Source organism: Pseudomonas sp. P2S-1, from assembly GCF_057197725.1.
Map to the genome: position 1 here is coordinate 6,068,109 of NZ_CM170068.1, position 23,075 is coordinate 6,091,183.

The following is a 23,075-nucleotide window of genomic DNA, read 5'->3' on the forward strand; positions in this document are numbered from 1 at the left end:
GCGTGGAAGCTAACGTCGTCGACCATACCTCCATGTGGAGCCTGGTCAGCAATGCCAGCATCGTGGTGCAGCTGGTCATGCTGGCACTGGTTGCTGCATCGGTGACTTCGTGGATCATGATTTTCCAGCGCAGCACCATGCTGCGCGCCGGTCGCCGAGCTCTGGACAGCTTCGAAGAGCGCTTCTGGTCGGGTATCGACCTGTCCAAGCTGTATCGCCAGGCCGGCAGCAACCCGGATCCGGATTCGGGTGTCGAGCAAGTGTTCCGTGCCGGCTTCAAGGAATTCTCCCGCCTGCGCCAGCAGCCGGGCGTCGATCCTGATGCGGTAATGGAAGGTGTCGGTCGCGCCATGCGCGTGGCCATCTCCCGCGAGGAAGAGAAGCTCGAGCAGAGCCTGCCGTTCCTCGCCACCGTCGGTTCCACCAGCCCGTACATCGGCCTGTTCGGTACCGTCTGGGGGATCATGAACTCCTTCCGTGGCCTGGCCTCGGCACAGCAGGCCACCCTGGCCACCGTTGCCCCGGGTATCGCCGAAGCCCTGATCGCCACCGCGATCGGCCTGTTCGCCGCGATTCCGGCGGTTATCGCCTACAACCGTTTCGCTGCCCGCAGTGAAGTGCTGATCGGTCGTTACTACACGTTCGCCGACGAGTTCCAGGCCATCCTGCACCGCAAAGTGCACACCAGCGAAGAGTGATCAGGTAGAAACCAATGGCCCGAGTTCGTCAGAAACGCAAGCCGGTCGCCGAGATGAACGTGGTGCCCTACATCGACGTGATGTTGGTACTGCTGGTCATCTTCATGGTCACCGCACCGATGCTCAACCAGGGCGTTAAGGTCGATCTGCCCAAGGTTTCCAGCGAAGCCTTGCCGCAGGACAACAACGTCCAGGTCCTGACCATTTCGATCAAGGCTGACAAGACCTACTACTGGAACCTTGGCAGCGAAGTCGACACCGACAAGCAGATGGACAAGGCCATGACCTTGCCGCAAATGACCGACGCGGTGACCAAGATCATCGCCGCCGGCCGTGACCAGGGCAAACAGACCCAGGTCTTCATCCGTGGCGACAAGTCCGTCGACTACGGTGCGGTGATGGGCGCCATGGGCGGGTTGCAGAAGGCCGGTGTCGGTAACGTTGGCCTGATTACCGAGGCGCCCTGATGCAACAGCGAGAGCCATCCGCCTCGGAAAGCTACTTCTGGCCCAGTGTCTGGGCCATCGCGCTGCACGTCCTGGTGTTCGGCATGCTGTTCGTCAGCTTCGCCATGACCCCTGAACTGCCGCCGGCCAAGCCTATTGTCCAGGCTACCCTGTACCAACTGAAATCCAAGAGTCAGGCGACCACCCAGACCAATCAGAAGATTGCCGGGGAAGCGAAGAAAACCGCTGCGCGCCAGACTGAAGAAGAGCAGATGGAGCAGAAGAAGGTCGAGCAGCAGAAGCAGGAGGCTGTGAAGGCCGCGGAACAAAAGAAAGAGGAAGCTGCTCAAAAGGCCGAGGAAGCCCGCGCGGCCGCTGAAGCGAAGAAGGCCGAACAGGCCAAGGCCGCTGACGAAGCCAAGAAAGCCGAGGCAGCGAAGAAAGCCGACGAAGCCAAGAAGGCCGAAGAGAAGCAGCTCGCCGACATCGCCAAGAAGAAGGCCGAAGACGAAGCCAAGAAGAAGGCTGAGGAAGAGGCCAAGAAGCAGGCGGCCGAAGAGGCGAAGAAACAAGCAGCCGAGGACGCCAAGAAAAAGGCTGCCGAGGACGCGAAGAAGAAAGCCGCCGCCGCCGAAGAGGCGAAGAAAAAGGCAGCTGAAGAAGCGAAGAAGAAGGCAGCAGCCGACGCGGCCAAGAAAAAGGCCACCGAGGCAGCCCGCAAGGCGGCGGAAGACAAGAAAGCCCAGGCCCTGGCCGAGCTGTTGTCCGACACCACCGAGCGCCAGCAGGCATTGGCGGACGAGCAGGGCGACCAGGTCGCCGGCGACTTCGACGACCTGATCCGCGCCCGGGCAGCCGAAGGCTGGGCACGTCCACCTTCTGCGCGCAAGAACATGACAGTGGTCCTGCAGATCAACATGTTGCCCGATGGCACCATCACCAACGTCAGCGTCGCACGCTCCAGTGGTGACGGTCCGTTCGACAGCTCCGCCGTGGCGGCAGTCAAGAACATCGGCCGCCTGACCGAGATGCAGGGTTTGAAACCGAGCGAATTCAATCCGTATCGTTCATTCAAGATGACATTCACACCTGAGGACCTAGCCTTGTGATTAACCTTCTTAGAGGACTGCTGGTCGTTCTCTGCTGTGCAGCAGGGATGGCCAACGCAGAAGAAAAGAACATCCTGGTGACCAGCGGCAGCGACCGGGCCACCCCGATCGCCGTGGTGCCGTTCGGTCTGCAGGGCGGCAGCGTCCTGCCCGAGGACATGGCCGATATCATCGGCAACGACCTGCGCAACTCGGGTTACTACTCGCCGATTCCGCGGCAGAACATGATCAGCCAGCCGAGCCAGGCCAGCGAAGTCATCTTCCGCGACTGGAAAGCCCTGGGTGCCCAGTACGTGATGGTTGGCAGCATCGTGCCGTCGGGCGGTCGCCTGCAGGTGCAGTACGCGCTGTTCAACGTCGCCACCGAGCAGCAAGTGCTGACCGGCAGCGTCTCGGGTAGCGTCGATCAACTGCGCGACATGTCCCACTACATCGCCGACCAGTCGTTCGAAAAGCTCACCGGCATCAAGGGTGCGTTCTCCACCCGCATGCTCTACGTGACCGCCGAGCGCTTCTCTGCCAACAGCACGCGTTACACCTTGCAACGGTCTGACTACGACGGCGCCCGTGCAGTGACCCTGCTGCAATCCCGCGAGCCGATCCTGTCGCCGCGCTTCGCCCCGGATGGCAAGCGCATCGCCTATGTGTCGTTCGAGCAGCGTCGCCCGCGTATCTTCGTGCAGCACATCGATACCGGCCGCCGCGAGCAGATCACCAACTTCGAAGGCCTGAACGGTGCTCCGGCCTGGTCGCCTGACGGCAACCGCCTGGCGTTCGTGCTGTCGCGCGATGGCAACCCGGAGATCTATGTGATGGACATGGGTTCGCGTCAGCTGACCCGCGTGACCAACAACCCGGCCATCGATACCGAGCCGTTCTTCGGCAAGGACGGTTCGACCCTGTACTTCACCTCCGACCGTGGCGGCAAGCCGCAGATCTACAAGACCACCATCGGCAGCGGCGGCGCCGAGCGCGTGACCTTCGTCGGCAACTACAACGCCAACCCGAAACTTTCGGCGGATGAAAAGACTCTGGTAATGATCCATCGCCAGGATGGTTTCACCAATTTCAAAGTGGCGGCGCAAGACCTGCAGCGCGGCAGTGTAAAGATCCTCACGGATACCAACCTTGATGAGTCTCCCACTGTTGCGCCCAACGGCACCATGCTAATCTACGCCACCCGCCAGCAGGGCCGGGGAGTCTTGATGCTCGTCTCTCTCAACGGACGCGTGAGGCTCCCGCTTCCTACCGCTCAAGGCGAAGTCAGAGAACCGTCCTGGTCCCCTTACCTGAACTGATGCGGCGATACACGTTTTACTTAACACACTGGGGTTCATTAGGAGTTTCACGATGGAAATGCTGAAGTTTGGTAAGTTTGCTGCGCTGGCTCTGGCCATGGCCGTAGCTGTAGGTTGCTCCTCGAAAGGCGGTGACAACGCTGGCGAAGGCGCTGTTGATCCAAACGCTGGCTACGGCGCCAACACCGGTGCTGTCGACGGCAGCCTGAGCGAAGAAGCTGCTCTGCGCGCAATCACCACCTTCTACTTCGAATACGACAGCTCGGACCTGAAGCCAGAAGCCATGCGCGCTCTGGACGTTCACGCCAAGGACCTGAAAGGCAACGGCGCTCGCGTCGTTCTGGAAGGCAACACCGACGAGCGTGGTACTCGCGAGTACAACATGGCTCTGGGCGAGCGTCGTGCTAAAGCCGTTCAGCGCTACCTGGTGCTGCAAGGCGTTTCCCCAGCCCAGCTGGAACTGGTTTCCTACGGCGAAGAGCGTCCAGTTGCCACCGGCAACGACGAGCAGTCCTGGGCTCAAAACCGTCGCGTCGAACTGCGTAAGTAATTCGATATGCGAGCGTGCCGTCGTGCTGTAACCGTCCTGGCTCTCACCCTGCCTCTCATGGCAGCGGCTGAGGTTCCTGTTGTCGATGACAATGCTGGTGGATATAACGGCGCAAGCAGTTATCCGCCTGCAGGTTACGGTACGAACGGCGCCTACGCCGGGGGAGGGGTTTCGACCCCTGCCTCTGCGCAGGGCCAGCTGTTCATGCAGTTGCAACAGATGCAGGAGCAGATCGATCGTCAGCAAAACACGATCGAGATCCTGCAGAACGAAGTATCCCGCCTGAAACAGGAAGGCCTGGAGCGTTACCAGGACCTGGATCGGCGTATTTCCAGCGGCGCAGCCCCGGCTCCGTCCGCAACCCCCGAGAATTCCGCTGACGGTGGTGCCTCTGCACCTGCCGCCGGCAATACCGCAGCCCCGGCCAACCCGCCGGCTGCGAGCAGCGAACCGGGCGATCCGGCGAAGGAAAAGCTGTATTACGACGCAGCCTTCGACCTGATCAAGGCCAAGGATTTCGACAAGGCCGCCCAGGCATTCAACGCCTTCCTGCGCAAGTACCCGAACAGTCAGTACGCCGGCAATGCCCAGTACTGGCTGGGTGAAGTGAACCTGGCCAAAGGCGACCTGCAAGGCGCCGGCCAGGCGTTCGCCAAGGTCAGCCAGCTGTATCCGAAGCACAACAAGGTGCCGGATTCGCTGTACAAGCTGGCCGACGTGGAGCGTCGTCTCGGTCACACCGACCGGGTCAAGGGCATTCTCCAGCAAGTGGTCACCCAGTACCCGGGTACCTCGGCTGCACAGCTTGCCCAGCGCGACCTGCAAAAGCTCTGATCGCACCGCTTGAAAGAAACCCGCGCCTGTCGCGGGTTTTTTCGTTAGAATCTGCGCCCTTTTATTGAAACGCCGTCGCGAATAACGCTATGTCGAGTTCGCGATGGTGCCTGACGGAGGCGGGCAGCCTGTTCAGCTGTCCAGCCCGTGGCGACTATGCAAGACACATTACGCATCACCGAAGTCTTTTACTCTTTGCAGGGTGAAACGCGCACCGCTGGGCTGCCCACGGTATTCGTGCGTCTCACCGGCTGCCCGCTGCGCTGCCAGTACTGCGACAGCGCCTACGCCTTCAGTGGCGGCACCCTCCGCACTCTCGACTCGATCCTCGAACAGGTCGCCAGCTATCGCCCGCGCTACGTGTGCGTGACCGGTGGCGAGCCGCTTGCCCAGCCCAATGCGATTCCTTTGCTCAAGCAGCTCTGTGACGCCGGCTACGAGGTTTCCCTGGAAACCAGCGGCTCGATGGACATCTCTGCGGTCGACCTGCGCGTCAGCCGCGTGGTGGACCTGAAGACCCCGGGTTCGGCCGAAGTCCATCGCAACCGCTACGAGAACATCGAGCTGCTGACCGCCAACGACCAGGTCAAGTTCGTCCTCTGTTCTCGCGAGGACTACGACTGGGCGGTGTCCAAGCTGATCCAGTACGGGCTCGACAAGCGTGCCGGCGAAGTCCTGTTCTCGCCCAGCCACCATGAACTGAACGTCACCGATCTGGCCGACTGGATCGTCGCCGACAACCTGCCGGTTCGCTTGCAGATGCAGTTGCACAAACTGCTCTGGAACGACGAACCGGGACGCTGAGAGGAGCTTCTGCAATGACTGAGAAACGTGCGGTAATTCTGCTGTCCGGCGGCCTGGATTCGGCCACCGTGGTCGCCATGGCCAAGGCCGAGGGCTACCAGTGCTACACCATGAGCTTCGATTACGGGCAGCGCCATCGCGCCGAGCTGCATGCCGCCGCCCGGGTCGCCCGCGACCTGGGTGTGGTGGAGCACAAGGTGATCGGCCTGAATCTCAACGGTATCGGCGGCTCGGCCCTGACCGACAGCAGCATCGACGTGCCCGAAGCACCCAGCGACGGCATTCCGGTGACCTACGTGCCGGCCCGCAACACGGTGTTCCTGTCCCTCGCCCTGGGCTGGGCCGAGGTGCTGGAGGCGCGGGATATCTTCATCGGAGTGAATGCGGTGGACTACTCCGGCTACCCGGACTGCCGTCCCGAGTTCGTCGAAGCCTTCGAGCGCATGGCCAACCTGGCGACCAAGGCCGGTGTCGAAGGGCAGGGCTTCCGTATCCAGGCGCCACTGCAGAACCTCAGCAAGGCGCAGATCGTCCAGGCGGGCTTGGCCCGTGGCGTGGACTACAGCCTCACGGTTTCCTGCTACCAGGCCGATGATGAAGGCCGTGCCTGTGGCAAATGCGACAGCTGCCGCCTGCGCGCCGAAGGCTTCGCAGCGGCCGGTGTTCAGGACCCGACCAGATATTTTTGAATTATTTTGCGATGGGGTGTTGATTTCCTGTTAGAAATCAGTATTATACGCGCCATCCAACGGGTCGTTAGCTCAGTTGGTAGAGCAGTTGGCTTTTAACCAATTGGTCGTAGGTTCGAATCCTACACGACCCACCATACGCAGTACGAAGAAGCCCGCCACCTTTCGAGGTCGGCGGGCTTTTTCGTTCATGGTTTTTTTAATGCGTGGGAGCGGTGAAACCGCTCCCGGCTTTGAGCGCCCCGTGTCAGAACTTCGCCCGCAATGCCACGTTGAAGTTGCGCGGCTCGCCGTAGAAGTTCCAGTAGTTGTCGTTGCCCACGGTCTGGACGTACTTGCGATCGAACACGTTGTCCAGGTTGTACTGCAGCTCCAGGTGCTCATCCAGTTCGTAGACTGCGTGGAGGTTGGCCAGGGCATAGCCGCCCTGGCGAATGGTATAGCCTTCGTCGCGATTGCTGATGTCGCTCTGCACGTTGACGCTGCCGCCCACCCGCGCCCTGTTCAGGACGCCGGGCAGGCGGTAGTCGGTGGCAACCTTGAGCAGATGGCGCGGTGCATTCGAGGCAAATGCCTCGCCCTTTTGGCTGCCGCCAATGTATTTCGACTGGGTGTAGGTATACCCGGCCGAAAGGCTCCAGTCTGGCGTCAGCGCGCCATTCATTTCCAGCTCAATGCCCCGGTTGCGCACCTTGTCGGAGGCTTCGTAGCAATCACAGGGAATCACATACTCTGCCCGTCCGGTCTGGTCCGCCTGGAACAGCGCCATGCTGGCGGTCAGGCGCTTGTCGAGGAACTCGCCCTTGAGCCCGAGCTCGTAGTTGCTGCCGGTCATGGGGTCGAGGATCGAACCGCTGATATCGCGGTTGCTCTGCGGCTTGAAGATCTCGGTGTAGCTGGCATAGGCGCTCAGGTTGTCGCTCAGTTCCTGCACCAGCCCGGCATAGGGTGTGACTTCCTGGTTCTTCGCGTATTCGCTGCGCCGCGGCGTGCCAGTGGTGTTGGTCATGTTTTCGGTCTTGAACCAGCTCAGGCGGCTGCCAAGGATGAACTTCGTGCTGTCGCTCAGGCTGAAGCGTGCGGCGCTGTAGAGGCCCGACTGTTGCTGGGTGATGTTGTACTTCCACTGGTTCGAATTGAGCGCGGTCGGCTTGGGTGGATTGAAGCCGGACAGGTCGTTCATGTCGAACTGGTAGTTGTAGGTCGCGTCACGGCCGCCGTGGTAGTCGAAGTCGTCCTGGCGGATATTGGCGCCGAGCACCAGTTCATGGCGTCGGCCGAACAGTTGGAAGGGGCCGGTCGCATAGCCGTCGAGGCTGGTCTGGGTATCGTCGTAGAAAAAGTGACGCGGATTGAGGCTGAAGCGGTCGCCACTGACCCGCCAGGTGTAGTTGCCGAGGAATTCCGACTTCGCCCAGATCTGGTTGGCGGCCACCACCAGCTTCCAGTCGTTGTCGAAGCTGTGCTGGATGTCGGCGAACACCGTGGTGTTGCGCTTGTTCAGTTTGTTCCACTGGCCGGTGAGGTTGGTCGAGCGCGACAGCGGATAGAAGGAGCCATCGGCACGGGTAGGCAACGCCGACCAGTCATAGCCGGAGTTACGGTCTTTCTGCCACGAGAAGCCGAGGGTGGCCAGGGTGTTCGGCGTCAGGTCCATCTCGACGATGCCGTAGAACAGCTGGTTTTCCTTCTTCACGTTGTCCATGTAGCTGTTGGCATCGTTATAGCTGACCACGGTGCGACCGCGCAGGGTGCCTTCGGGGTTCAGTGCCGAAGAGAGGTCGAGCATGGTCCGGTAGTCGTCCCAGGAGCCCACCGAGGTCTCGACCAGCGCCTGAGGTTCGGCCGTCGGGCGCTTGCGCACCATGTTGATCGCCGCCGATGGCGTGCCGGCACCCTCGGTCAGGCCGGTAGCACCGCGCACCACTTCGATGCGGTCGTAGATGTCGGTGGCCGGCTTGGAGATGGCGTCCATCGAATAGGCATTGCTGATGTTGGTGGGCACGCCATCGATCTGCAGGCTTTCCACCAGTTGCCCGCGCGTCTGGTACAGGGAGCGCTCGCCGCCGTTCTTCATCACCACGATGCCGGTGGTGTTCTCCAGCACGTCGTCCAGGTCCTTCATGTTCTGGTCGTCCATGCGCTGGCGGGTAACCACGGTCACCGATTGCGGCGTCTCGCGCAGGCTCATGCCCAGGCGCGTGGCTGTGCTGCTGGGACCGGAGGGGGCGTAGCGCGTGCTGCCTTCGGTGGTGCTGTCGCCGGAGAGGGCAGCACTGATGGCGGTGGCACCCAGTTGGACGCTCTCGCCTGTGGCAGGCTTGTCCAGCATGACGCTGCCCTGGCCGGTGCTGTGCCAGATCAGCCCGCTGCCCTGCAACAGGCGTTGCAGGGCAGCCTCCGGTTCCTGGTTGCCACGCACGGCCGGGCTGTTGAGGCCCTGCACCAGTTCACCGTTGTAGATGACCTGCAAGCCACTTTGCTCGGCGAGCTGATTGAGCGCGCTGGCCAGCGACTGGGCCGGAATATCGAAGGCGACCGGCTCTGCCCAGGCGATAGCAGGCAGCAGCCCCATCAGCAGCGTGGCGCGGCGAAGGGCGAGGACGATCGGGCGGTGACCGGTGGACGGTGGGTACATCTGATTCTCCCTGGCGAATGCAAGTAATTATCTTTTTCGCGAGGGAAGACGGGTGAGCCCGGCAGACCCGTAAAAATAATTTCACTCAGCGGGGCTGTAGTACCAGCAGGTAGTCGGTGTAGCGCTGGATCCTCAAGGGAAACGCTTGCTCCAGCGTGCCCAGGGCATCCTCCAGGCGGTCGAGGCGGAAACTGCCGCTGACCTTGAGCGTGCGCAGGCTGTCGTCGCCTATCAGCAGGTAGCCAGGCCGGTAGCGCTGCAACTCGGCGAGTACATCCGGCAGCGGTGCCATCTCGAAGACCAGGCGGCCGTGTTGCCAGGCCAGGGCCTTGGCGGTATCGACGGTCTGTTTATCGCCAAGGGCGCCGTTCAGGCGGCTGACCTGTTCCCCGGCACCGAGGACCAGGCTGGCGCCGGCGTCCTTTACCGCGACACGCCCGCGGGCCACAGTGACCTGTGCGTCGTCACCGCGCTTGCGCACCGCGTAGACGGTGCCGAGGGCGGTCGCGCCCAGGTCCCCGGTACGGACCTGGAAGGGGCGCTGCGGGTCATGTGCCACTTCGAACAGCGCCTCGCCCTTGCGCAAGGTGATTTCCCGCCGGTCACCGTACAGGCTGACGTCTATCGCCGAGTCGGAATCCAGCAGGACATGGGAGCCGTCCGCCAGGGTGATGCGCTGCTGTTCGCCGAGGCCGGTGTGGTAATCCGCATCCCAGGCCTGCTGTCGGACCAGTCCGAGCCCGAGGGCGATCAGCAGGACTGCCGCTGTCGCCCAGGCCCACGTCGGTGAGCGGCGCTGTATCGCAGGGGCCTGCAAGTGCCCGCTGAGCTGCCATAGCCGGCGTGCGTCGACGAATGCCCGCTGGTGCGCGGGATCCTCGGCGCACCAGGCGCGGGCGGCGGCAATATCGGCAGGTGCCACGTCTTCCGAGGTCAGGCGTACGACCCAGTACTGGGCGGTGGCGTGAAGGTCGGCAGGATCGGCTTTGAGGTCAGGCATGGTGTTCAACGCTGAAGGCTTCGACGCAAAAAGTCCAGCGCGCTGGCCAGGTGCTTCTCCACCGAACTGAGGGACATGCCCAGCTCCCGGGCTACATCCTTTTGTGCAATGCCCTGGAGGCGACACTTGAGGAAGATGCTTTGCTCCGGCTCCCCCATGCGCTTGAGTGCGGCATCCAGTGTTTCCAGTTCCTGGCTGGCGGCGACGGTGTCGATCAGCTCGGGCGTTTCGCCGGTGACTTCGTAAAGATACGCCAGGCCCTGGTCGTGACGCTCGCGGGAGGCGCGGCTGCGCACATGATCGATGGCCAGGTTGCGGGCGATGCGGAAGATGAACGCCCGCAGGTTCTCCACCGGCGTGCGCGGTCGCTGCCTGAGCATGCGCAACCAGGTTTCCTGAGTGAGGTCGGCAGCGGTCTCGGTGCTGTGCAGCTGTCGATAGAGGAACACTCGCAGCTCACGGGAATGGGCCTTGAATGCCCGTTCCAGTTCTTCCGTGCTCATGCTCGACATGGCGGCCGTTATCCCGGGAGGGCGAGGGCGCCGACTTTAACGAGAATGATTTGCAGATGCAAGGCGGTGATGGCGTCTTGTCATCCGTACACGGAAACCTGGTTGCGTCCGCCTTTCTTCGAGGCATACAGGGCCTGGTCGGCCCAGGCGATGAGGTCCGCGTGGCTGTCGGACGGCTGGCCAAGATCGGCGACCCCAAGGCTGATGGTGAAGCGGATGGTCAAGCCTTCATGCTTCACTTCCAGTTCCTCCACCGCCTTGCGCAGGCGCTCGGCAAAGGCCACCGCGCCATGCTTGTCGGTATCCGACAGCACCACGCCGAACTCCTCGCCGCCATAGCGCCCCGCCACGTCGGTGTCGCGCACATACTCGCGGAGCAGCGCGGCGACCTGCCTGATCACTTCGTCGCCGGCCTGGTGGCCGTAGGTGTCGTTGATGCGCTTGAAGTGATCGATATCGAACATCACCAGGCTGGTGGCGTTGCCATGACGCTGGTGGCGGGCGTACGCGACCTTGAGGCTGTCTTCCCAGTGGCCGCGGTTGTACAGGCCGGTCAGGCGGTCGGTGCTGGAAAGCTTCTGCAGCTGGGCGTTGGCCGACTGCAGCATGTGCCGGTTGGTGGCGACGTCGGTCACGTCGTAGATCACCAGGCAGAAATGGCTGATGCTGCTGTCGGTGGAGCGCAGCGGGAACAGCGTGGTGTTCTGGTACATGAAGTCTTCCTGCCCGGTGATCGGCTGGTAGTTCTTGAACCGCACCAGATAGGGGCGTTGTTCCCACACGGTGAACGCTGCCGTGCCAAGGGTGCCCACGCTGTCGAGCTTGCGCCGGAACCAGTCCTCGTTGACTTCGGGGAACAACCGGAAGAACGACTGGCTGATGGCGTCCTTGGGCGGCACCCCGGAACGGTTCTCCATGAAGGTGTTCCAGACCTGCACGCAGTAGTCGCGATCGAGCACTACCACGCCGACGTCGATGCTCTGCACGATCGCCAGCAGCCAGTGGAACTCGGTCAGATCAAGGGCTTTGTTCATGGCTCAGTTCATCAGGTACGCGAGTTTATGGGTCAGTCGTTCGATGGAGTCTTCGGTGAACAGCAGCAACAGGTCGAAGCTGATGTCATGGCCTTCCAGGCCGTAGCTGATCTCCACCGCGAGGGTCTTCTTCCAGCGCCGCTGGTTGACCCGGATCAGTTCCTCGATATTGGCGTGCTGGCCGAGGATCTGCGGGTGACACTGCGAGAACACCACGTCGACCTGCTCGGCGATGCCGCTCAGGCAGGCGCCGATCAGGATGCTGGACAGGTCCAGGAGCATCTCCAGGTCGGAGGCGTGGCTGCTCTCATGCTTCATCAGCCGCGCCATATCGGCGATTTCCGAGTCGTGGAACATCAGCAGCGCCTCTCCGGCGATACCGCCGCCGATAAAGCCCTGGCACACCGCGGTCAGTTGCTTGCAGCGCCCGGCGTCCGCCAGGGCCATGTGCAGTTCACCGACTTCGAGGATGTTCACGTTAGGCACCGGCAGTTGCACGAACACCCCGAGCACCTTGGCGATCAGTGCGGCGGCGCGGCCCATGGCGACGTTGACGGTTTCGCGGAACACCTCGTTGAAGCTGACGCTGGCGCTGGTCTGCGGACGATGGCTCTGCGCCGCCCGGCCCGCCAGTTGCAGCAGGCCCAGGCGGTCCAGGGTTTCGCGCAGTTGTTCTTGCTCGAAGGGCTTTTTCAGGAAGGCCAGGGCGCCCAGTTCCTGCACGCGGCGCAGGGCCTCCTGCTGCACGTCCCCTGAGATAACGATGACATTGGCCTGCAAGCCCTCGTCGCGCAGCGCATGCAGTACCTGATAGCCGTCCATTTCCGGCATGTTCAGGTCGAGCACCACGACCTGGCCCAGGCCCTTGCGCACGGCGTCCATGCATTGATGTCCGTTGGCGGCCTCCGTGACCGAAACCGGCCAGTCGGAGGGCAAGGCTCGCAGGACCTGCTTGCGGGCAACGGTGGAGTCGTCACAGACGGTTAGGGTAGTTACTGACACAAGTCACGGCTCGTTATCTGGAGGTGCGGAATGATTTCATTATGCCATAGCCGCACAAAAGCTACGCTTAATGGCTAGGGGAATCACTGAGTGTGCAAATGGATCCAATACGCTAATCCCTGATGGCTTTCTCAGGATTGGCCTGAGTCAGTGTTGATGGAGAAACCCATGCACAGTTCATACTCATTTCGCGATTTTTTGATGAAAGACTGGAAAATTTCCTCGCTGCGCAGCGCCGATTTTCCCGCTTCTTACTTCTCTCCGTCCCGCTCGGGGAATCCCCTGTTCCAGCGCAGCCCTTCAATCCCGGGAGATGAAACGTTTCGTCAATTTGTCGGACAAAGACCTTTCCTGCTGTCAGAGCGACATCAAGCAGTGGTATGTTGCCGGGCAGAATGAAGTCGAGATAAGTGGATTGATCATGCCTAAAGCGTCCCACCAAGAACTGCGCCGTGCGTTTCGTAAACTCCTTGCGTCCCCCAACTGTTACCACACCGCCTCGGTGTTCGACCCGATGTCCGCGCGTATTGCCGCCGACCTCGGTTTCGAGGTGGGTATCCTCGGGGGCTCGGTGGCGTCGCTACAGGTACTTGCAGCACCGGATTTTGCCCTGATCACCCTGAGCGAGTTCGCCGAGCAGGCGACCCGTATCGGACGTGTCGCCCAGTTGCCATTCATTGCCGACGCCGACCATGGCTACGGTAACGCCCTGAACGTGATGCGCACGGTGATCGAACTGGAACGCGCCGGGGTTTCTGCCCTGACCATCGAGGACACCCTGCTGCCGGCCCAGTTCGGCCGCAAGTCCACTGACCTGATCAGCATCGCCGAAGGTGTCGGCAAGGTTCGTGCAGCGCTTGAAGCCCGTGTCGACCCGGAGCTGGTGATCATCGCCCGGACCAACGCCGCCGCCATTCCGACCGAGGAAGTCATCGCTCGCGCCGTGGCGTACCAGAATGCTGGCGCTGATGGCATCTGCATGGTCGGTGTTCGTGATTTCGAGCATCTCGAAGAGATCGCCCGCCACCTCACCGTACCGCTGATGCTGGTCACCTACGGCAACCCGCAACTGCACGACGATGCGCGCCTGGCGCAACTCGGTGTGCGTATCGCCGTCGATGGCCATGGCGCCTACTTCGCCGCGATCAAGGCCACCTACGACTGCCTGCGCGAACAGCGCCGGATCACCAGCGCCGCCTCGGACCTGAGCGCGACCGAGCTGACCCACACCTACACCCAGCCGAACGACTACATCGTCTGGGCCCGTGAGTTCATGGACGTCAACGAGTAAGGCGCTGCCTTATGCCTGCACCGCCGGAGCGCCTGGGCGCGTTCCGGCATCAGGCCGGCCGATGCTGTAGTAGGCCAGTCCTGCCTCGGCCATCTGCGCCGGCTCGAACAGGTTGCGGCCATCGAACACCGTGCCATCGAGCAGGCGCTGCCTGACCATCCCGCTGTCCAGCACCCTGAAATCCTGCCATTCGGTGACGATCACCAGGGCATGGGCGCCGGCCAGGGTGTCTTCCTTCCTGTCCATCAGTTGCAAATCGTCGCGCTCGCCGAACAGGCGGCGTGCCTCGGCGCGTGCCTGGGGATCGAACGCCTGGACTTTCGCCCCGGCCTGCCACAGCGAACGCAGCAGGACCTGGCTCGAGGCCTCGCGCATATCATCGGTGTTGGGCTTGAATGCCAGGCCCCAGAGGGCGAAGGTCTTGCCGGCCAGGTCGCCGTCGTAGTGATCGAGGATTTTCTCGAACAGGCGATGCTTCTGCCGCTGGTTTACCGCATCCACGGCCTGGAGCAGGCGCGGCTGGTAATCGTATTGCTCGGCGATGCGTTGCAGGGCCGAGAGGTCCTTGGGGAAGCACGAACCGCCAAAGCCGCAGCCGGCGTAGATGAAGTCGTAGCCGATGCGCGGGTCGGAGCCGATGCCGCGGCGCACCGCCTCGATATCCGCACCGGTGTGTTCGGCCAGGTTGGCCATTTCGTTCATGAACGAGATCTTGGTCGCCAACATGCAATTGGCCGCGTACTTGGCCAGTTCGGCGCTGCGAGCGTCCATGCTGATGAACTTGTCATGGTTACGGCTGAACGGTGCGAACAGCTCGCGCAGCAGGTTCAGGGTCGTCGGGCTGGCGCCACCGATCAGGATGCGGTCGGGGCGCATGCAGTCCAGTACCGCCGAGCCTTCCTTGAGGAATTCCGGGTTGCTCACCACGTCCAGGCGCTGCGCGGTGCTGGCATCGTGGCTGGCAAGGCGGGCCTTGATCGCATCCACGGTGCCCACCGGCGAGGTGGACTTGTTGACCACCACCTTTTCGCCCCGGGCGTGGCGGGCGATGCTGTCGGTCACGGCAAAGACCTGGCGCAGGTCGGCGCTGCCGTCGGGGAGCGAAGGGGTGCCGACGGCAATGAAAATCACCGTTGCGGTATCGATGGCTCGGGCGGCGTCGAGGGTGAACTTCAGGCGCGCGCTGGTCAGGCCGTTCTTCAGCAGTTCCGGCAGGCCGGGCTCGAAGATCGGGCAATGGCCTTCGGACAGGCTCGCCACGCGATGGGCATCGACGTCCACGCAGCACACCGCATGGCCAACCTCGGCGAGGCAGGCAGCGAGGGTCAGGCCCACGTAACCGGTACCGAACACTGCAACTTTCATAAGAGGCTCCCTTTTCAGCGCGATGCTGTTCCTCCCGCCACACAGGGCGGAGCGATGCGCAGAACCATGGCAGTGTCCGATGACAGTTTCGTGAGGGGCCGACTGGCGTTTGCCGGATTGTCTTTTGTCCGAGTGTTTGGAAGGCAGTGCGGTTCTCGGAATAAGGCCACGACAGGCGACGATCTTTCCTTCTCTTCAGTCGCTCTTTCCTGACCGATTCGAACCCCGGCGTGGTGATAACGTCCCGTTTGAAATGCTTTGGAGAGATTTCCGGGTGACCTTTCCTGCCGCTGGACCCACGTAATGAAAAAAATACTGATAGCGCTCGGCGTGCTTGTTTCGCTTGGCGTTCTAGCCGCTTGGTACACGGGGAAAATGCCGCAACGGCTGGACGCCGTGCTCGTTCAGGTTAACCAGCAGTTGAAGGTGGCGCTTGGATTTGAAGGCAAGGCCAGAATCGAGCTGCTTTCTCTCGATGCCCGGACGTTCGGTGCCGATGCGCGTTATCGTCTGACGCTCGAGCAACGAGATCCAGATGAACTTGCGTGTGGCGCCGCCTGATGAGGCGGAGTTGAATGGTAGAACACTACCCCTGGATGAACTCCTCAGGATACTCGGGCGTAAATCGGTTCATTAGTTTCACCTGGTTCGGGGGAATCATCTTTCACTAATGTTACTCTCGCCCTCCGAAGGCCCGACCACTTAAGTCCGGGCCTTCTCTACTCAAGGAACGCAACTGGAACACTTCATGAAGAAAGCACTGGTAGTTATTGGCGGGCTGGTTGTAGTAGGTGCGGCCTGCACCTCGATCGCGTGGTACACCGGCAAGCAGTTGCCCGAGGTGCTCGAATCCTCGCTGGCGCAGTCCAACCGGCAACTGGCGGCGGCCCTGAGCGGCAGTGGCAGCGGCAAGGTCGAGCTGCTGTCCCTGGAATCCGGGGTGTTCAGCAGCGAAGCGCGCTACCGCCTGACCCTCGCCGGTAACGACGTCGAGCCGATCCAGCTGGAGTTCAGCGATCATCTGGAGCACGGCCCGTTCCCCTGGTCGCGGGTCAAGCGCCTGCAACTGGCGCCGGTCATGGCGGCAAGCAACTACGCGCTGCTCAAGACCGATAACACCGCCTCGTGGTTCGGCCTGACCGGCGACAAGGCCCCGCTGCAAGGCAGCATGAGCGTTGGCTACGGCGGTGCGTTGCACAATGAACTGCGGGTCGAGCCGTTCGAGTCCAGCGATGAGGATGGCACCTCGCTGTCGTTCTCTGGCCTGACCCTGAACCTGGAGTCGTCGCTGAAAGGCGATGGCCTGCGCCTGCAGGGCGATCTGGGCCGGGTAGCATTGCTGACCGCTGGCGAAGCCCCGGTGAATGTGACGTTCAAGGGTGTTGCCCTGTCCACCGACTTCACCATGAGTGACTACGGCTATTTCGTCGGCTCGATGAACCTGGATGTCGCAGAAAGCAATCTGTCGTTCGGCAACGAGCAGTCGCTGCACTTCGGCAAGTTCGAGCAGCGCGATGTCTATCGCATCGAGGAGGCGGGCCTGTCGCTGAAGCAGCAGGCCAGCCTGGCGGACATCAGTTTTTCCGGTAATCCCATCGGCAGCGCCCGCTTCGCCTGGAGCGTGGAGCGGCTGAACCCGGAAGCGGTCGGCAGTTTGGTGAACTGGTATGAGCAGAACCTGCCGCAACTGCAAGGCATGGCCCTGAGCATGACTCCGGATGCTGGCGCGATGATGCTGGACGATCCGCAGTTGCAGGCGCCGTTGCTGAAGCTGCTGGAGGGCGGTCCGCGGGTGACCTTGCAGGAGCTGTCGTTCAAGACGGCCAACGGCGAAAGCCGCTTCGACCTCGATCTGGACCTGTCCGGCAAGGGGCTGGAAGGTATCCCGCTGGAGCAGGCCTTCGCCCAGTCGGTGAAGGCGCTGCAGACCAACCTGAAGATCTCCAAGCCGATGGTCGGTGACCTGGCGGCCCTGCGCGCCAAACTCGAAGGGCTGGACGCCGAGCAGGTCCGCCAGGCCTCGGCTTCCGGCGAGATGGTCGGGATGATCGCCGCGCAAAGCCAGCTGGCGACGGTCAAGGGCGACGACGTCCTCGTACAGTTGAAGTACGCCGACGGCCAGGTGGACTTCAACGGCCAGAAGATGACCGCCGATCAGTTCGCTGCCCTGGTCCAGCAGCGTACTGCCGGAATCACCGGCGCCGCACAGTAACCACCTGGGCTGGCGGGCGATGTGTCGAGCGTCGCCCACCCGCCTGGCGGGGTAAAAAACTCTTTAGAATTCATCCGATTGTCTGTAGCCTTCGGCCACTCATAAAACCGAGGTCGCAGCGGACTTTGCCGCCCGTGCAACAGTCAAGCTGTTACCCGATTTGTCCGTGCCCGATGATACTCTCGACTTACGCGCATCAGCGCCTGCAGGTCTTGCGAACATGACGCAGATTTCCGAACGCCTTCTGGTCCAGGCCCACCTGGACGCCAAGCAGCCCAAGCCCCTCACTCCTGAACAGGAGGCCGACTACCGTGCCGCCATCGCCGCCGAGCTCAAGGCGCAGGATGCGGTGCTGGTCGCCCACTACTATTGCGACCCGGTGATCCAGGCCCTGGCCGAGGAAACCGGTGGTTGCGTGGCCGACTCCCTGGAGATGGCCCGCTTCGGCAAGAACCACCCGGCCAAGACCGTGCTGGTGGCCGGCGTGCGCTTCATGGGCGAGACGGCGAAGATCCTCACCCCGGAAAAACGCATCCTGATGCCGACCCTGGAAGCGACCTGCTCCCTCGATCTGGGCTGCCCGGTGGACGAGTTCTCGGCCTTCTGCGACCAGCATCCGGAGCGTACCGTGGTGGTCTACGCCAACACCTCGGCGGCGGTGAAGGCCCGTGCCGACTGGGTGGTGACCTCGAGCTGCGCGCTGGAGATCGTCGAAAGCCTGATGGACAACGGCGAGACCTTCATCTGGGGCCCGGACCAGCACCTGGGGCGTTACATCCAGAAGCAGACCGGCGCCGACATGCTGATGTGGGACGGTGCCTGCATCGTTCACGAAGAGTTCAAGTCGCGGCAACTGGCCGATATCAAGGCTCTGTACCCGGATGCCGCGATCCTCGTGCACCCGGAATCGCCGGAAGCGGTGATCGAGCTGGCCGACGCGGTGGGTTCCACCAGCCAGTTGATTGCGGCGGCGCAGCGCATGCCGAACAAGCGTTTCGTGGTCGCCACTGATCGCGGCATCTTCTACAAGATGCAGCAGCTGTGCCCGGACAAGGAGTTCATCGAAGCGCCGACGGCGGGCAACGGTGCGACCTGCCGCAGCTGTGCCCATTGCCCGTGGATGGCGATGAACACCCTGGAGCGCACCCTGCAGTGCCTGCGTGAAGGCACCAACGAGATCTTCGTCGAGCCGGCCCTGGTTCCACAGGCGATCCGGCCGTTGCAGCGAATGCTGGATTTCACCGCGGCGGCGCGGTTGAAGCTCTCTGGTAACGCTTAAGATTCGAGGGGCTCCCATCGCTGGCAAGCCAGCTCCCACAGGTTCGGTGTATACAGTACCTGTGGGAGCTGGCTTGCCAGCGATGAGGCCCTGAAGATCAGCGCATCATGTCCTTGACCATCCGCTGCTGCTCCAGCATGTCCCGCTGCCGCGCATCGATCCGCGAGGCCAGCTGGAAGTTGGTGCCGGCCCGCCGCTTGGCGTAGTCCAGCTGCTGGATCGCCTGGTCGAAATCCCCCGTCAACGCGAAGAACTCGGCCCGGGCCTGGTGCAGGCCGATGGTATTGCCGGACAATCCGCGAGCTTCGGCCAGGTCATACCAGACATCCGGGTCGTCCCCGCGCTCCTTGACCAGCGCTTCCAGCGTCTTCTCCGCCTCGGCCGGCTTGTTCTGCTTGAGCAGCAGGTCGGCAGCCACCTGTTTCAGCGGATAGTTGCCCGGATACAGCTGGCGCATGCGATCCACCCGTTGCTGGGCATCGGCAAGACGGTTGTTGGTGATCTCCAGGTCAATCTGGGTCAGGTTGTAGGTGATGTCGTTGGGCGCCTTGGCCAGCAGGGGCTTGAGGTTCTCCCGTGCTTCGTTGAGCTGGCCGCCCTTGATCTGCGCCAGGGCCAGGCCATAGCGCGCCGCGTCGAGTTTCGGGTTCTCGTCCAGTTGCGCCCGGAAACGTTTGGCCGCCAGACCTGGCGTGCCCTCATAGAACAACTGCACACGCGCACGCATCAACTGGTAGCGCGCACTGTCCTCGATCCCGCCCGCCGGCGCCTGTTCCGCCCGGTTGCGGGTGTCGGCGATACGGTTTTCGGTAACCGGGTGAGTGAGGAGGAACTCTGGCGGCTTGGCGTCGAAGCGATACTGGCGCATCAGGCGTTCGAACATGGTCGGCATGTTGCGCGGGTCGTAGCCGGCCTTTTCTAGGTTGAGGATGCCGATACGGTCGGCTTCCTGCTCGTTCTGCCGGGAGAAGCGGCGCTGTTCCTGGATGGCGGCGGCCTGGGTCCCGGCGATGGCGGCGATACCGGCATCGCCCGCGCCAGAGGCGGCGACCACGATGCCAGCGAGCAAGGCCGCCATCATCGGCAACTGCATGCGCTGCTGGGCTTCGACGCCACGGGCGAAGTGGCGTTGAGACAAGTGCGCGAGTTCGTGGGCGAGCACCGAGGCGTATTCACCCTCGGTCTGGGCATTGAGGAACAGGCCGCCGTTGACCCCGACGATCCCGCCGGGGGCGGCGAAGGCGTTGAGTTCGGGGCTGTTGATCAGGATGAATTCCAGGCGACGGTCTTGCAACTGGCTGGTTTCGGCAAGCTTGTAGACGCTGGTTTCGACATAATCCTTGAGCTGGGGGTCGGACAGCTGGCTGACATTGCCGCGCAGCAGGCTCAGCCAGGCACGGCCGAGCTGGTGTTCCTGTTGCGGCGAGACAATGGCCGAGCTGGCGTCGCCGAGTGACGGCAGGTCGTCGGCATGGCTTGGAAGCGCCAGCAGGCAGGCCAGTGTCAGCAGGGTAGGGCGCAGAAATGTCATGCACGGAGCTCTGGTCGACAAAAAGCCTTACTGTAGCCGCCTCGCACGGTTGCGACCAGTGGCGCAATTCTGCGAGGCTTGCCGGCTCGCCTGACCTGTGCCGACCCGGCCACCCGCTTTTCTGGAGTGCAGCAATGACCACCATCCCCAATCCCGACGCCGAACTGGACGCCAGCGGCCTTAGCTGCCCGCTGCCGTTGCTCAAGGCGAAGATGGAACTCAACCGCCTGGCTTCCGGTGCGGTGCTCAAGGTCATCGCCACTGATGGCGGCTCGCAGCGCGACTTCCGCACTTTCGCCAAGCTGGCCGGTCATACCCTGCTTCACGAAACCGCCGAAGGCGGCACCTACACCTACTGGCTGAAAAAGGCCTGAGTCCCTCCGATGTTCAAAGTGCTTCGCAGCTGGCTGCACCGTTATTTCTCCGACGAGGAAGCGGTGGTGCTGGCGGTTCTGCTGTTTCTCGGTTTCACCGCGGTCCTGACCCTCGGCGGCATGCTCGCGCCGGTGCTGGCGGGGATGGTCCTGGCGTTCCTGATGCAGGGCCTGGTCAACGCCCTGGAGCGCTTCAAGGTGCCGAGCAAGGTCGCGGTGGCCCTGGTCTTCACGCTGTTCATGGGGGCGCTGGGGGTATTCCTGCTGGTGCTGGTGCCGTTGCTCTGGCACCAGTTGATCACCCTGTTCAACGAACTGCCGGGAATGCTCGGCAAATGGCAGTCGCTGTTGCTGTTGCTGCCTGAGCGCTATCCGCATCTGGTGTCCGATGACCAGGTGCTGCAGGCGATCGAGGCCATGCGCGGCGAGATCGGCAAGTTCGGCCAGTGGGCGCTGACCTTCTCGCTGTCCAGCCTGCCGCTGCTGGTCAACATCATGATCTATCTGGTGCTGGTGCCGATCCTGGTGTTCTTCTTCCTCAAGGACCGCGAGACCATCGCCCGCTGGGTTGTCAGCTACCTCCCGCAGGAGCGTGCGCTGATGACCCGGGTCGCCGAGGAAATGAACCGGCAGATCGCCAACTACATTCGCGGCAAGGGTATCGAGATCCTGATCTGCGGCGTGGCCACCTATATCGCCTTCGTCGCCCTGGGCCTGAACTACGCGGCACTGCTGGCGCTGCTGGTGGGGCTGTCGGTGGTGGTGCCCTATGTGGGCGCGGTGGTGGTGACGGTGCCGGTGACCCTGATTGCCCTGTTCCAGTGGGGCTGGGGTGATCAGTTCATCTATCTGATGGCGGTCTACGCGATCATCCAGGCGCTGGATGGCAACGTGCTGGTGCCGCTGCTGTTCTCGGAGGCGGTCAGCCTGCACCCGGTGGCGATCATCTGCGCGGTGCTGCTGTTCGGCGGGCTGTGGGGCTTCTGGGGGATCTTCTTCGCCATTCCGCTGGCGACGCTGTTCAAGGCCGTGCTGGATGCCTGGCCAAGGCGGGAACCGGCGGTGGCGCCGCTGCTTTAGGGCTTCAAGCCGTAAGCTTCAAGCGGCAAGAAAGAGCGATCCGCAGCGCTGCCGACTGCTTTTTCTTGCCGCTTGAAGCTTGAAGCTTGGAGCTGGTCAGGCCTTGTTCAGCGCTTCGGCTGCGGCCAGTACCGCGGCCACATGGCCCGGCACCTTCACGCCGCGCCATTCCTTGCGCAGCACGCCGTTCTTGTCGATCAGGAAGGTGCTGCGGTCGACGCCCAGGTATTCCTTGCCGTACAGCTTCTTCAGCTTGATCACGTCGAACAGCTGGCAGAGGCTTTCGTCCTTGTCGCTGATCAGCTCGAAGGGGAAGGCCTGCTTGGCCTTGAAGTTCTCGTGGGACTTGAGGCCATCGCGGGACACGCCGAACACCTCGGTGCCGGCGGCCTGGAAGGCGGCGTACTGGTCACGGAAGTCCTGGCCTTCGGTGGTGCAACCCGGGGTGCTGTCCTTCGGGTAGAAATACAGCACGACCTGGCGGCCCTTGAGGTCAGCGAGGCTGACCTGTTGGCCGCTGGTGGCCTGGACCTGGAAGTCGGCGACGGGTTTATCGAGTTCGACGGCCATGGGGCGGCTCCTTACATCGGGTTCTGTGGACGCCACGGTTCGATCAGGGCATCCAGGTTGAGCGCGTCGGCGAAGTCCAGGAACTGGTCGCGCAACCAGCTGATCTGGGTGCCGGCGGGCAGCGTGACGGTGAAGGTGGCGTTGAGCATGGTGCCGCCGGTCTGCGGCGCCTGGTAGGTGTCGCAGGTCAGGTTCTCCAGCTCGACGCGGTGGTCGATGAAGAACTGGCACAGCTCGTTGATGATGTCCGGGCGATAGGCGGCGCTGACGTAGGCAACGTAGGGCAGCGACAGCGGGCGCACTTCCAGTTCGGTGCTGCGCACCACGTTGACGATGAAACCGTGCTTCTTGGCCAGGCTCGGCAGGGCGCCTTCGAAGCGCGCGAGGGCATCCCAGTTGCCGCTGATCTGCAGGATCAGCGCGCTGCACTCGCCGTGGCGGGTCAGGCGGGAGGTCACCACCGCGCAACGGCTGTCGTTGCTGGCGCGGCAGAGGATGTTGGTCAGCTCCATCGGGCTCGGGCCGAGGGCGCTGACGACAAGGAATTGTTCGCGGACGGTGGGGGTGGACATAGCATTCCTAAAGCGATGAGCGGTCGGTACCTGACGCGGTAAAAAGGCGGATCCGCGTGTTCCAGGGACTCTGGATCGAGGGGCGGACACTGCCGGAACGCATGGTTGGCAGCCCGACGGGCCGCTGTGTACCGATCAAAGGACAAAGGGTAGCGAAAATGGCCGCGAAGGGGAATGCTCCAGGCGC

24 protein-coding genes and 1 tRNA gene are annotated in these 23,075 nt (G+C 62.6%); 16 read left to right on the forward strand and 9 right to left on the reverse strand.

The annotated features are described in order from the left end of the window. Positions 1 to 2 precede the first annotated feature (2 nt). The 9 genes from tolQ (at position 3) to AC2CQI_RS27295 (ending at position 6,565) form a co-directional block, all read left to right on the forward strand. Complete coding sequence (tolQ, locus tag AC2CQI_RS27255; RefSeq protein ID WP_075806140.1) at positions 3 to 698, forward strand: protein TolQ; 696 nt, start codon at positions 3 to 5, stop codon at positions 696 to 698. A 14-nt stretch (positions 699 to 712) separates the two neighbouring features. After that, a complete protein-coding gene (tolR, locus tag AC2CQI_RS27260) occupies positions 713 to 1,165 on the forward strand; it encodes a protein TolR (RefSeq protein ID WP_042121801.1) in 453 nt (150 codons plus the stop codon). Next, on the forward strand, positions 1,165 to 2,253 hold the full coding sequence (tolA, locus tag AC2CQI_RS27265) for a cell envelope integrity protein TolA (RefSeq protein ID WP_081430350.1): 1,089 nt from the start codon (positions 1,165 to 1,167) through the stop codon (positions 2,251 to 2,253). Before tolR ends, tolA begins: the two co-directional genes overlap by 1 nt. 47 nt (positions 2,254 to 2,300) lie before the next feature. Further along, entirely contained in the window at positions 2,301 to 3,551 is a 1,251-nt protein-coding gene (tolB, locus tag AC2CQI_RS27270; RefSeq protein WP_256721242.1) for a Tol-Pal system beta propeller repeat protein TolB, read from the forward strand. Positions 3,552 to 3,603: 52 nt separating this feature from the next. Continuing rightward, positions 3,604 to 4,101, forward strand: coding sequence for a peptidoglycan-associated lipoprotein Pal (gene pal / locus AC2CQI_RS27275; RefSeq protein WP_042121796.1), 498 nt, complete (start codon positions 3,604 to 3,606; stop codon positions 4,099 to 4,101). Between the two features lie 6 nt (positions 4,102 to 4,107). Continuing rightward, positions 4,108 to 4,935 carry a tol-pal system protein YbgF gene (gene ybgF, locus AC2CQI_RS27280; protein ID WP_075806137.1) on the forward strand — a complete coding sequence of 276 codons (828 nt, stop codon included), beginning with the start codon at positions 4,108 to 4,110 and terminating at the stop codon, positions 4,933 to 4,935. A gap of 156 nt (positions 4,936 to 5,091) precedes the next feature. Then, a complete protein-coding gene (gene queE / locus AC2CQI_RS27285; protein ID WP_484578446.1) occupies positions 5,092 to 5,739 on the forward strand; it encodes a 7-carboxy-7-deazaguanine synthase QueE in 648 nt (215 codons plus the stop codon). Between the two features lie 14 nt (positions 5,740 to 5,753). Next, positions 5,754 to 6,428 (forward strand): 7-cyano-7-deazaguanine synthase QueC, encoded by a 675-nt coding sequence (gene queC, locus AC2CQI_RS27290; protein WP_484578447.1) that lies wholly within the window; start codon positions 5,754 to 5,756, stop codon positions 6,426 to 6,428. A gap of 61 nt (positions 6,429 to 6,489) precedes the next feature. Continuing rightward, positions 6,490 to 6,565 (forward strand) — tRNA-Lys (locus AC2CQI_RS27295). Between the two features lie 110 nt (positions 6,566 to 6,675). Here AC2CQI_RS27295 and AC2CQI_RS27300 read toward each other — a convergent pair. The 5 genes from AC2CQI_RS27300 to AC2CQI_RS27320 form a co-directional block, all read right to left on the reverse strand. Further along, the gene (locus AC2CQI_RS27300; RefSeq protein ID WP_484578448.1) at positions 6,676 to 9,066 is read right to left on the reverse strand and encodes a TonB-dependent siderophore receptor; all 2,391 of its coding nucleotides are present in this window, start codon (positions 9,064 to 9,066) and stop codon (positions 6,676 to 6,678) included. A gap of 85 nt (positions 9,067 to 9,151) precedes the next feature. After that, positions 9,152 to 10,066 (reverse strand): FecR family protein, encoded by a 915-nt coding sequence (locus AC2CQI_RS27305; RefSeq protein WP_484578449.1) that lies wholly within the window; start codon positions 10,064 to 10,066, stop codon positions 9,152 to 9,154. A 5-nt stretch (positions 10,067 to 10,071) separates the two neighbouring features. Continuing rightward, entirely contained in the window at positions 10,072 to 10,578 is a 507-nt protein-coding gene (locus AC2CQI_RS27310) for an RNA polymerase sigma factor (RefSeq protein ID WP_075806133.1), read from the reverse strand. An 80-nt stretch (positions 10,579 to 10,658) separates the two neighbouring features. After that, complete coding sequence (locus AC2CQI_RS27315) at positions 10,659 to 11,612, reverse strand: GGDEF domain-containing protein (protein WP_075806132.1); 954 nt, start codon at positions 11,610 to 11,612, stop codon at positions 10,659 to 10,661. Positions 11,613 to 11,615: 3 nt separating this feature from the next. After that, the gene (locus AC2CQI_RS27320) at positions 11,616 to 12,614 is read right to left on the reverse strand and encodes a response regulator (RefSeq protein WP_075806131.1); all 999 of its coding nucleotides are present in this window, start codon (positions 12,612 to 12,614) and stop codon (positions 11,616 to 11,618) included. 168 nt (positions 12,615 to 12,782) lie between these two features. On the opposite strand from AC2CQI_RS27320, the gene AC2CQI_RS27325 reads away from it, so the two are divergent. Beyond that, complete coding sequence (locus tag AC2CQI_RS27325) at positions 12,783 to 13,013, forward strand: hypothetical protein (RefSeq protein WP_144443639.1); 231 nt, start codon at positions 12,783 to 12,785, stop codon at positions 13,011 to 13,013. A 22-nt stretch (positions 13,014 to 13,035) separates the two neighbouring features. Continuing rightward, entirely contained in the window at positions 13,036 to 13,905 is an 870-nt protein-coding gene (locus AC2CQI_RS27330; protein WP_075806130.1) for an isocitrate lyase/PEP mutase family protein, read from the forward strand. A gap of 9 nt (positions 13,906 to 13,914) precedes the next feature. Here the strand turns inward: AC2CQI_RS27330 and AC2CQI_RS27335 are convergent, their stop codons facing one another. Beyond that, positions 13,915 to 15,270, reverse strand: coding sequence for a UDP-glucose dehydrogenase family protein (locus AC2CQI_RS27335; RefSeq protein WP_075806129.1), 1,356 nt, complete (start codon positions 15,268 to 15,270; stop codon positions 13,915 to 13,917). 303 nt (positions 15,271 to 15,573) lie between these two features. Between AC2CQI_RS27335 and AC2CQI_RS27340 the strand changes: the two genes are divergently transcribed. The 3 genes from AC2CQI_RS27340 to nadA all read left to right on the forward strand — a co-directional run bounded on the left by AC2CQI_RS27340 (position 15,574) and on the right by nadA (position 18,761). Beyond that, the gene (locus tag AC2CQI_RS27340; protein ID WP_484578450.1) at positions 15,574 to 15,831 is read left to right on the forward strand and encodes a DUF945 family protein; all 258 of its coding nucleotides are present in this window, start codon (positions 15,574 to 15,576) and stop codon (positions 15,829 to 15,831) included. A 187-nt stretch (positions 15,832 to 16,018) separates the two neighbouring features. Then, entirely contained in the window at positions 16,019 to 17,482 is a 1,464-nt protein-coding gene (locus AC2CQI_RS27345; protein ID WP_484578451.1) for a YdgA family protein, read from the forward strand. A 220-nt stretch (positions 17,483 to 17,702) separates the two neighbouring features. After that, positions 17,703 to 18,761, forward strand: a complete 1,059-nt coding sequence (nadA, locus tag AC2CQI_RS27350; protein ID WP_075806126.1) for a quinolinate synthase NadA — start codon at positions 17,703 to 17,705, stop codon at positions 18,759 to 18,761. Positions 18,762 to 18,858: 97 nt separating this feature from the next. Here nadA and AC2CQI_RS27355 read toward each other — a convergent pair whose 3' ends face one another. After that, positions 18,859 to 20,292 (reverse strand): M48 family metalloprotease, encoded by a 1,434-nt coding sequence (locus AC2CQI_RS27355; RefSeq protein ID WP_484578452.1) that lies wholly within the window; start codon positions 20,290 to 20,292, stop codon positions 18,859 to 18,861. Positions 20,293 to 20,426: 134 nt separating this feature from the next. On the opposite strand from AC2CQI_RS27355, the gene AC2CQI_RS27360 reads away from it, so the two are divergent. Further along, positions 20,427 to 20,666 carry a sulfurtransferase TusA family protein gene (locus AC2CQI_RS27360; protein WP_484578453.1) on the forward strand — a complete coding sequence of 80 codons (240 nt, stop codon included), beginning with the start codon at positions 20,427 to 20,429 and terminating at the stop codon, positions 20,664 to 20,666. A gap of 9 nt (positions 20,667 to 20,675) precedes the next feature. After that, positions 20,676 to 21,746, forward strand: a complete 1,071-nt coding sequence (locus AC2CQI_RS27365) for an AI-2E family transporter (RefSeq protein ID WP_075806123.1) — start codon at positions 20,676 to 20,678, stop codon at positions 21,744 to 21,746. 96 nt (positions 21,747 to 21,842) lie between these two features. Here AC2CQI_RS27365 and AC2CQI_RS27370 read toward each other — a convergent pair whose 3' ends face one another. Then, positions 21,843 to 22,316, reverse strand: a complete 474-nt coding sequence (locus AC2CQI_RS27370; RefSeq protein ID WP_484578454.1) for a peroxiredoxin — start codon at positions 22,314 to 22,316, stop codon at positions 21,843 to 21,845. 11 nt (positions 22,317 to 22,327) lie between these two features. Beyond that, complete coding sequence (locus AC2CQI_RS27375) at positions 22,328 to 22,888, reverse strand: glycine cleavage system transcriptional repressor (protein ID WP_009399603.1); 561 nt, start codon at positions 22,886 to 22,888, stop codon at positions 22,328 to 22,330. Between the last annotated feature and the right edge of the window lie 187 nt (positions 22,889 to 23,075).